Source organism: Roseateles sp. P5_E11, assembly GCF_054049355.1.
In genome coordinates this window covers 1-8,663 of the sequence record NZ_JBFUMO010000230.1, presented here as the reverse complement: position 1 = coordinate 8,663, position 8,663 = coordinate 1, and the positions used below count along the sequence as shown (strand labels likewise).

Genomic DNA, 8,663 nt, shown 5'->3' with positions numbered 1-8,663 from the left:
TTATCGTGATGGCTTCGTTGCCCTTGACGAACTGCGCTTCGGCAGTGGCCGTCAGCATGGCTGTTGATGCCAAGGCAAGCATCTTGGTGGTGCGGTTCATGCAGCTCTCCCAGGGTTGCGAAGCTTTCGATCGTGAACCTCGCGCAGCAGTACGGGAAGCCAGTGATACGGATCGTTGCCATGCTGTGCGCGGATGGCATCCAGCAGGGCCACGTTGTCCGTGGTGGCCGAAAGGACGGTGACGAAGTCGTCCAGGCCAGCCAGGTCCAGCTCGCAGATCGCGCTCGCGTGGCCCTGCTTCACCAGGAACCGCCTGCCGCCCTGGGCGCTCAGGCCGCGGACGATCTCAAACTCGGCTTCGCTGAGCCCGAAGCCGTCCACGTATTCCTCGCGCACGGCTTCCGGGTTGGCCAGGAAGATCTTGGTGACGCTCTGCTCGATCATCGTTCGGCCGATCGGGTGGCGCAGCACGTCGGAGGGGCTTTGCGTGTCGAAGATACCCAGGCCGTTCTGCTTGCGGATCGTCTTCTGCTTCTGCTTGGCGAAGTCGCTGAAGATCTCGTGGTCGAGCGCTTTCCAGAACTCCGAGATGACGTAGATGAGCCGCTCGCCGTTGACCAGCTCCTGCATGACCTGCAGCAGGTACATCATCACGGGCGTCCGGACTTCGGGCAGGTCGAGGAACTCGGTGGTATCGAAGGCGATGACCTGGGCCGTCTGGAGGTCGTGCAGCCGGTCGTCAGCCTGGTCGAAGACCCATCCCAGCGGCCCGCCATCGCACCACCGGCCCAGCCGCTCATAGAGGCTGTTCTCGCCCGTCTTCGGCAGGTTCTGGCGTACGGTCGAGAAGCGGCGCAGCGCGGCGGGCATCTGGGCCACCGCCCTGACCGCGTGGGCGACGGCACGCTCGTCTGCCGGCATCAGCGGCAGCGCCAGCGTGGCGATGCATGTGCGTATCAGCTGCTCCCAGAACTGGATGCGTGCGGGCGTCGGCTCCCACTGCAGCGGGTTGCAGCCGGTAGGCCTGCCAGCCTCCAGGGTGAAGTAGCGGCCGCCCAGGGCCCGCATCGCGATCTCGCAGCCGCGGTCGAGGTCGAAGAGCACCAAGCGAGGTGTGGGGTCCCACTTCCGGGTCAGCGTGAGCAGGAACATTTCCAGCGTGGTCTTGCCGACCCCGGTGGAGCCGATGATCAGCGTGTTGCCCGGCAGCTTCTTGTCCGCGGAGTTTTCGTCCTCCGGACTGCTGTGCAGGTTCAGGTAGAAAGGCTGTCCCGACGGCGTGCGCATCAGCGCCAGCGCCTCGCCCCAGGGGTTGCCGTCTCGCTTGCCACAGGCGAAGTTGTGGGCGCTGGACAGGGCCGCAAACGCGCGCGAGGACAGCTTGGCGTCCCGCGGGCGCCACTGCCAGTTGCCAGGCAACTGGGCGAACCAGGCCGCGTCGGCTACGAGATCCACCGCGGAGAGCTGCAGGCTGGACGACTCGCCCACGGCGCCGATGGCGTTCGCGGCGCTACGACCGGCATCGGCCACGTCCTTGCCGAAGACGACGAGCGAGTAGTGGTACTCACCCATGCAGAACTGGCCGTCCCCCAGGTCGTTCAGGGCGGTGTCCATGTCGGCGATCTGGCTTGCCACGACGTCGTCGCTCGCAATCAACTGGTCGCGCTGCAGCTCCAGCGCGCGCATCGCTTCCCGCCGGGGCAGGATCGAGAAGCTCTGTGTCTCGATGTATTCGCTGGCTTCGTAGAGCAGGGCGTTCAAGATCCCAGGCTCTACGGCATCCGCGTACTCCTTGATGTCGACCAGCGCTGCGTAGCGGCGCTCGTCGCCGTGTCGCAGTTCGAGCTTGTCGCCCCCGAAGGACAGGCGCGACGTGGGCAGTGTCCGATACAGCGGGCCGGCGGCCATCAAGATGGGGCGCCAACGGCCGTTGACCAGATAGCCCAGGAATTCCGCGAGTTCCRAATAGGTACGGCCTCCGGCTTGCCGCGTCGAGAGCTGYCGGGGGCCGAAAGCGCGCAGCACGCGCGAGACGAGGGCGGAACGTTCCTCCATGACGCGCAGCGCGTCAGTCTGGGCCGCCGCGATGGCTGCCCGTGTGCGCTCCCTGGCTTGCAACGCCCGGGCGACGCGCGACACGTTGGGCCGGTAGACCATCGTCAGGTAAAGCTCGGTGCTCATCATGGGGCGTTCGGCCAGCTTGGCCTGGTAAGCCCTCGACAGGTCCTGCGCGAACCCAGGTGCTTCGGGATCCTGCAGTTGGTCCGTCACCGCGCGATGCACCCGATGCATCCATACGGCCCACTGGCCGCCGGCCAGGTTTCGCAGCAGGCTGCACAGGGCCTCGTGGCGCTCTGCGATGCGCTGTTCATCGGCGCTCTCGAAGGTGATGCCGTCGAGGCGCCAGACTCGAAGGTAGTCGCCGCCCCGCGTGATGACGATGCTCGGGCTCACGAGAGACGAGAAGGGCACGAAGCCGCCCAGAGGGTTCTCCATCCGTGCCCGCGCCCAGAAGCGCGGCGTCGCCTTGCGGTGACCGCGCCAGCGCGATGCACCGTTGCCGTTATGCGTGCCGAGCATTGCGGTTCCCCCGGTAGACGGTGGGTGAGTAGCTGCGTGCGCGCCAAAACCGGCCGTTGCGGTTGCCCATGCGCAGCTTCAGCGCGATGAATATCTGGCGAAAGCGCTGGTCGTCCTTGGCGGTCAGATAGCGCATCCAGCCCAGCGTGGGCAGGATCGCGGCGGCTACGCCTAGCGCGATCCACCAGCTCACCAGCATGCCGAACCACATGATGGCCAGCATGCCGGTGCCGAACAGGACGACGAGCGGCACCAGGGGGATGCCAAGCTTCATGGCTGGGCGCGTGGCGCCCTTGTAGATGACTTCGGCGTTCACAGCGGGGCTTCAGCTGACGATGTAGGTGGCCATTGCCGCCGCGCCGCCGACCAGCGTGCCGCCGATCAGCACGTTGGCGACATCGGCGAGCCGCGCGCCTTGAAAGATCATCTTGAAGCCGGCCCAAATGATCGCGATGGTGACGACCGCGATGGAGATCGTCACGAGGATCGTGTTGACGTTCATGACGGTCTGGTTGACCTTGTCGAAGCCCTGGGCCTTTGCAGGCTGGTGGGCCATGACTAGGACGGCCATGTAGAGGGCGGCGCAGCGGCCCTTGATTTGTCCGAAGCAATTCATGTTCACTCCTTTGAGGAGGTGAGCGATGGCGAGGGATGGCCTGCGCGCGCTGCCGCTCTGGCGACCTTGCGCACGTAGCCGTGTTCGAAGCCGGAGGTGAAGTTGCCGCTGTAGTAGCAAGACAGGGCTCTTCGCAGCGCTGCCTGCGGCGGCCCGGAGCCCGAAACGCTGGCGCGCTCAAAACAGCTGGTGAGCACCACCTGCATAGCGCGCAAGTTGGCGCAGGGCTCAAACGCGGTCTCAACGTTCAGCCCGAGGGCTGGGAAGTTGTGGACGTTGATCTGTCCCAGGCCCACGCTGAAATTCCAGCCTTTGGCCTTGAGGGTGCGGGCGGTGGCGATGGCTTCAGCGTGCGTCCGTGGTTGCCGCTCCAGCTCGCCACCGACGACGCCCACGGCCCAGGGGTTGAAGCCGCTCTCGACCTGGACGAGCGCTTGTGCCGTATCYGTGTGCACGGCCGGCGCGCAGGCCAGGACGAGGGCGAGAAAAGTGGAGGCGTCCATGGCGGTCGCTCAGTTCGACCCCGGCACGGGCTGGGATGCCAGCCAGGCGGCGTAGTCGGTGTCGAACTTGTTGTCCCAGGTTCCGAGCTGGGCTTTGGCCGCCGGGCTGAACTCCGTGGAGGAGTCGCCGGAGGCGGACCACCAGGTGCGGGCGAACAGCACGCCCTGGACCGTCACCGAGATGGCACCGTTGTAGTCGCAGGAGTAGATGGCCCCGTTGGGACCGTCGAACACTCGGGTGTACTGGGGCGGGCAAAACGAGGGCGCGCTGGCCCAGGTGTGTGCGGACGAGTTGCCGGCGCCGACCATGGCGCATGTGGGGAAAGGCTTGCCGCGAGCCAGGTCGCGGAGCACCTGAGTCACCGGGGGAACACATTGCGGGATCGAGCGCCAGCTCGGGGCCGCGAGGCACAGCAAGACTTGGCACCCGTCGACCGCGTGAGCCGGTTGCGCGGCCACCAGGGTCAGGCAAGCCGCGAGAGCACCGAGGCGGTGGAGCCGAAGGTCAAGCCAATCGGTCGGGAGCAGGGCTGCCGCGGCGGGTAGCCGAGACACGTGTCCAATGCAGGCGCGCAGCTTCATGTTGATCGACCTCTTTTGGGGAGCGCGTACTGCTTGCACTCCGTTGGGGCTCGTCGAACGCCGAGAGCCATGAGGTCAATCTAGAAGCCGGGGAGGGTGTCTCGTCTGCTGGATTCGGGCTACTTTCCAGCTATCGGGTTGAGCGGTTGGTGGCGCGAGGGGCAGGTCTTGAGGGACGGGAACGCGGCTCGGTGGCCGCAGGGCTAGAGTCGGAACCGTGCCGGGGGGCTATTGAGGATCCGTCAGTCGGTATCGACCAGGACTGGTCCTCACCATGAGCTTTTGCGAGCAGAGGCTTCCAATCGTTCGKGCCGCAAGGCCCTCGATGGAGTCGTCAAGCTCGCTGGCGACCAGCACTTCTCGCAGCCACTGCTCTATCTGAAATCTCGTGGAAGTCGCCGGCTGGTGGCGCATTCGGAACTCGATGATCGTGGTGGCGAGGAACAGGACTGGAACTTCGGTCAACCCACGCACGTTTTCGTTCGAGCGCGGAAACTGGAAATCACCGACCAGGGCCGCCACGTGGATCAGCGACTGCCCCAGCGCCTGCAATCGAATGACACGCAGATCTGCCGCTTGCTGGACGATCGCGTCGATTCTGGCCGCGTCCAGCGGCGAGGCGGGGCAGGTCAGGCACTTCCGAAATGCGTCGTGCGGCGTCGTGGTGTTGCACTCGCTGCAGTGGCGGAGGTAGCAGTCCGTCAGGTCGTTTCGTACCTGGTCAAGTGCCGAGATGGAAAGGCCGGTCGATAGCGAGAGCCAGTAGCCCCAGAGTTGCACGCCTCGGTTTGGCCACCTGGTACCGCCTTCGTACAGCCATCGCCGCCACCGACTGGCGTAGACGAAGCCATCGCCGAGGACCTCGTGCCTGCCGACTTCGCCTGCGAACCTCCGCACCATGTTGGCAACGAATCGAGGGTTCGCGACACGGGCATCCCGATCCAGCACTCGCGCGCGGTCGGTGTTCTCCAAGCCCCTGCGCAGGAAATCCGACCTCACATCGCGTTGACCAACGAGAAGCTCGATAGGCACGACGATGTAGGCACGCGTGGTAGCCCTGCCGAGCGCGCACGCCAAGGTGGTGTCGTCCATGTCGAAACCGGCCACGACGATGACGATGGGCTTCTCCATGCCGCGATAGGCCGAGATCGTGGATCGGGACACGTCCATGCCCTCAAGCGACAGTGAKAACTGACTGAGCACGATCACGTCCTGCATCGCAACGCCGACCGCGGACAGCTCCGCCATCAGGGTCTGGATGCTCTTGGAGACATCCCTGCTGATCCTCCGATGCAGGTCGTCTTCAGCGATCGGGCGAGGAGAGGTCACCTCGTGTCGCGGCGGCCGCATCTCCATCATCTTCTGAGTGATGCCTCCCGGATTCCGGTAGACCGTCGACAGATAGAAGAATCGCTCGTCGTAGGTGTCCTCCAGGAATCTGTATGAACTGCCGTTCTCGATGCCAGGAAGCACCTGGAGCTCATCAGCAAAGATGAACTTGCGGGCGCCGGAAAAATGGTCGCGCAGTGCCTGGTGATCGGCCTCGTTGAGTGCCTGGCCCTCATCGACGATCAGCACGGCGTATTGCCGATCTACTGTCCCGTGCAGGGCCAGATGATGCTCGTCATAGTTCGGCGCGGCGTTGCCGGCCCTCACCCTGGTGCCCAAGGACTCGCAGTAAGAGTGGAAGGTTTGAACGGTGATTGCCCGGCCGAGATGGCTCAGTTGCGCGGACACCTTCTGCGTGATCTGGCGATTCTTCAGCAGGAAGAGCACCTTGAGGCCCCGGGCGACAAACTGCTCGGCAAGCGAGCGGGCGATGAGCGTCTTGCCGCTGCCTGAAAATCCCGCAATCAACCGTCGATCGGCATTGAGGCATAGCGCCACCTGATTTGCCTGCTTCTCGTCGAGCCGAAGCCACAGCTCCCCGTCCGCGAGAATCTTGCGTCCGAGATGCCCGGCTTGTGCTTCGCGCGGCCAGACGGCTTGCAGGAACGTATCGACCTCTTGGGTGAAGCCGTCCTGACTGCCGTAGTTCAGCGCCGCCTTCCAGTGCGTCATGAGCTGCACGATTCGGGACGGCATGTCCCGTCGATGCTTTTGCATGATCAAGATGCCGTCCGGGAGGTGCCGATCGAGCGGCACGAAAGCGCCGGCGATCTGCGAGGGCTCGAGGTCGAAGTCCGGGAAGTGCACCGCGTAGCCGACGGGGCACTTCAGGTCCCGGGCCTTCAGCACCTCGTCGAGCGTTAGGGCGTTGTCTTTGACCTGATTCAGCGGATCGATGGTGTATGCGCCTCGTTCGTGGACGAAGCGAAAGCCCGAAGGCTTGTACTGCCCTGACTTCGTCTCGATGCAGAGCACGCCCAGCTGCGCATGCAGGATCACGAAGTCCACCTCGCCGGACAGATGCTTCCGCTCCATCGAGACGCGCAGGTACTCCTGCAGCTCGTGCGAGTAGGTGCGCTTGGTTCTGCCTCTTAACCAAGGCAACGAGTGGATGACGATGAACCCGTCATCAAGTGCCGCTAGTTCCCTGAAGAGGGCGAACTCGCCTTCGCTGCGGAAATCTGTCTGATCGAGTGTCGGAAAGAACCTGGCCATGAAACGAGGAAGCGCCGTGTCGGCTCAAAGTATCAGGCAGGCCGACGCGTTCTCATTGTTCGTCACAGCAGGCCGTACAGGCGCGCGATGCGCGCGGCCGTTCTCCTGTCAGGTGCGTCCAGCTTGGCGCTCAGGCGCTGGAACCGGCAGTCGACGGTCTTGGCCTCGATGTTCAGCTCCGCGCCGATCATCTTGCTGGAGTGGCCGGCTTCCTCATGCCGCAGGAGTTCGATCTCCTGGGGCGTGACGCGGGACAGCGCCAGCAGCTCGCTGCGGATCGCCCGCAGCAGCCAACGGTGCAGCTCCATCGCAAGCGCTCTCGCAATGACACGGACCAGCTGGTAACCCTCACCGTCGAAGAAGCCCAGGGTGTGTGACCCCAGGCACAACACGCCCACGCGAGACATGCCGGCCTCGCTGGGCGCGGGAGCCACGACCGCGGATGCAAAGCCCAGCCTCATTGAGGTCCTGACGAAGACCTCCTCGTCGGGGCGTATCTCCAGCTCCGTGCCACGGATCGGCTCAGCGCAGTGGATGGCGTGCCTGAGCCAAGGATCATGCTCATGCCAGCCGCACTGCACATATTCGATGGCCCAGAGGGGATCGCACGCGACCAGCGACCGGTACGAGGTGCGTGTGGCGTCGTCCCTGATGACGCTCAGGAAGACGCCCGCGTCGGCGCCTATCAGGCGCAGCGCACGCCTGAAGTGGGCCACCGCGGATGCGGCGCTGTCGGCATCACCGATGCTCGGGAGGATCTGCAGGATCCGTGCGCCGTAGTCCGGTGCAGCCGTCAGGGCCGCCAGGCTGAACAGTTCATCGATCGGTGTTGAGGGCTTCATGACCTTCGCGGCGCAGCTGGCCGTGGAGCATCGGATCGCTGAACCTCACGGGCTCGCACTCGCACCATCTGTCGAACACGGTGGTGTCCTCGAACACCAGGGTTTGCGCGGTGCGTGCGCCTTCTGTGGGGCAGTGTCGCCTTTCGACCAGCAAGCCTGTCGTCGTAGCAAGGAGGGCAAAAGAGAGGACGCCATCCGCCGAGGCGAGGACGTGCGCCTCGTGGCCGGCGACGGACCGCGTCAGCTCTGAGCTTCGCTTGGCCATGGACTGCCGGCGCCTTTGCGCCTGCAGCGCGGATCGCTTTGCGCCGAGTGGCCGTGCCGGGCCGTCGACCGGATCTACCTGCCGACGCGTCCTGAGAGGCGGCGCGGCGTGCGGCGCCGGCCCGCCGATGGCGTCGTGGATTGTTGTGGACTCCATCTCTGCTCCCTTGGATCTTCAGAGGCGTGTAAGTTGCAAGCCCGAACACATTGCAGACCGTTACGGCAGGCGTGTCTAGCCGCGTCGATCTCTGGCGGTTACATGCCATGGAAGGCCCGCTTCGTCCCAGGACGTTCCGCGCGTGGGACATGGCCGAACAGTCACATCGGTATGTCGTTCGTTCGCGCCTGAGTGGATGCTTTACCGATTGACAGATTGGTTAGCAAATTCACGGATTCGGCCGTCCATGCGGCGCATTATTCGACCGAACGAATGCACTCTTACGAATCGTTTCCGTGTCGTGCCTATGGCCGGTGCTGATGTGATTCGATGAGAAGGTCGGCGGGCGTTAGCGGCCAGCCTTAGGGGGTGAAGCATGATTGTGTTGATAGCGCGTGAGCCGCATCCGGATGCGCCCAGCTGGCCGGGGCGGAGATTCATTGCCGCTCTGGATGCCATCGCTTGGCCTCTCGCCGGCGTCCTTCTGCTGCTTCGCGTGCCGGCTGCTGCTGGAT

Annotated in this window: 8 protein-coding genes; all 8 read right to left on the bottom strand. The window is 64.6% G+C overall.

Features of this window, described 5'->3' with window-relative positions; all coding sequences use genetic code 11:
- Positions 1-96 precede the first annotated feature (96 nt).
- Positions 97-2,580 (bottom strand): VirB4 family type IV secretion/conjugal transfer ATPase, encoded by a 2,484-nt coding sequence (locus ACXJKR_RS17295; RefSeq protein WP_457323872.1) that lies wholly within the window; start codon positions 2,578-2,580, stop codon positions 97-99.
- The gene (locus tag ACXJKR_RS17290) at positions 2,564-2,896 is read right to left on the bottom strand and encodes a type IV secretion system protein VirB3 (RefSeq protein ID WP_457323871.1); all 333 of its coding nucleotides are present in this window, start codon (positions 2,894-2,896) and stop codon (positions 2,564-2,566) included. The genes ACXJKR_RS17295 and ACXJKR_RS17290 overlap by 17 nt, the downstream gene beginning before the upstream one ends.
- Before the next feature lie 9 nt (positions 2,897-2,905).
- Complete coding sequence (locus ACXJKR_RS17285) at positions 2,906-3,196, bottom strand: TrbC/VirB2 family protein (RefSeq protein WP_457323870.1); 291 nt, start codon at positions 3,194-3,196, stop codon at positions 2,906-2,908.
- 2 nt (positions 3,197-3,198) lie between these two features.
- Positions 3,199-3,699, bottom strand: coding sequence for a lytic transglycosylase domain-containing protein (locus ACXJKR_RS17280; RefSeq protein WP_457323869.1), 501 nt, complete (start codon positions 3,697-3,699; stop codon positions 3,199-3,201).
- Between the two features lie 9 nt (positions 3,700-3,708).
- Complete coding sequence (locus ACXJKR_RS17275; protein WP_457323868.1) at positions 3,709-4,062, bottom strand: hypothetical protein; 354 nt, start codon at positions 4,060-4,062, stop codon at positions 3,709-3,711.
- A gap of 447 nt (positions 4,063-4,509) precedes the next feature.
- Positions 4,510-6,885: an NERD domain-containing protein/DEAD/DEAH box helicase gene (locus tag ACXJKR_RS17270; protein ID WP_457323867.1), complete on the bottom strand. Its 2,376-nt coding sequence runs from the start codon at positions 6,883-6,885 to the stop codon at positions 4,510-4,512.
- Between the two features lie 62 nt (positions 6,886-6,947).
- Positions 6,948-7,727: a LuxR C-terminal-related transcriptional regulator gene (locus ACXJKR_RS17265; protein ID WP_457323866.1), complete on the bottom strand. Its 780-nt coding sequence runs from the start codon at positions 7,725-7,727 to the stop codon at positions 6,948-6,950.
- Positions 7,702-7,992 (bottom strand): hypothetical protein, encoded by a 291-nt coding sequence (locus tag ACXJKR_RS17260; protein WP_457323865.1) that lies wholly within the window; start codon positions 7,990-7,992, stop codon positions 7,702-7,704. Before ACXJKR_RS17260 ends, ACXJKR_RS17265 begins: the two co-directional genes overlap by 26 nt.
- Positions 7,993-8,663: the final 671 nt, after the last annotated feature.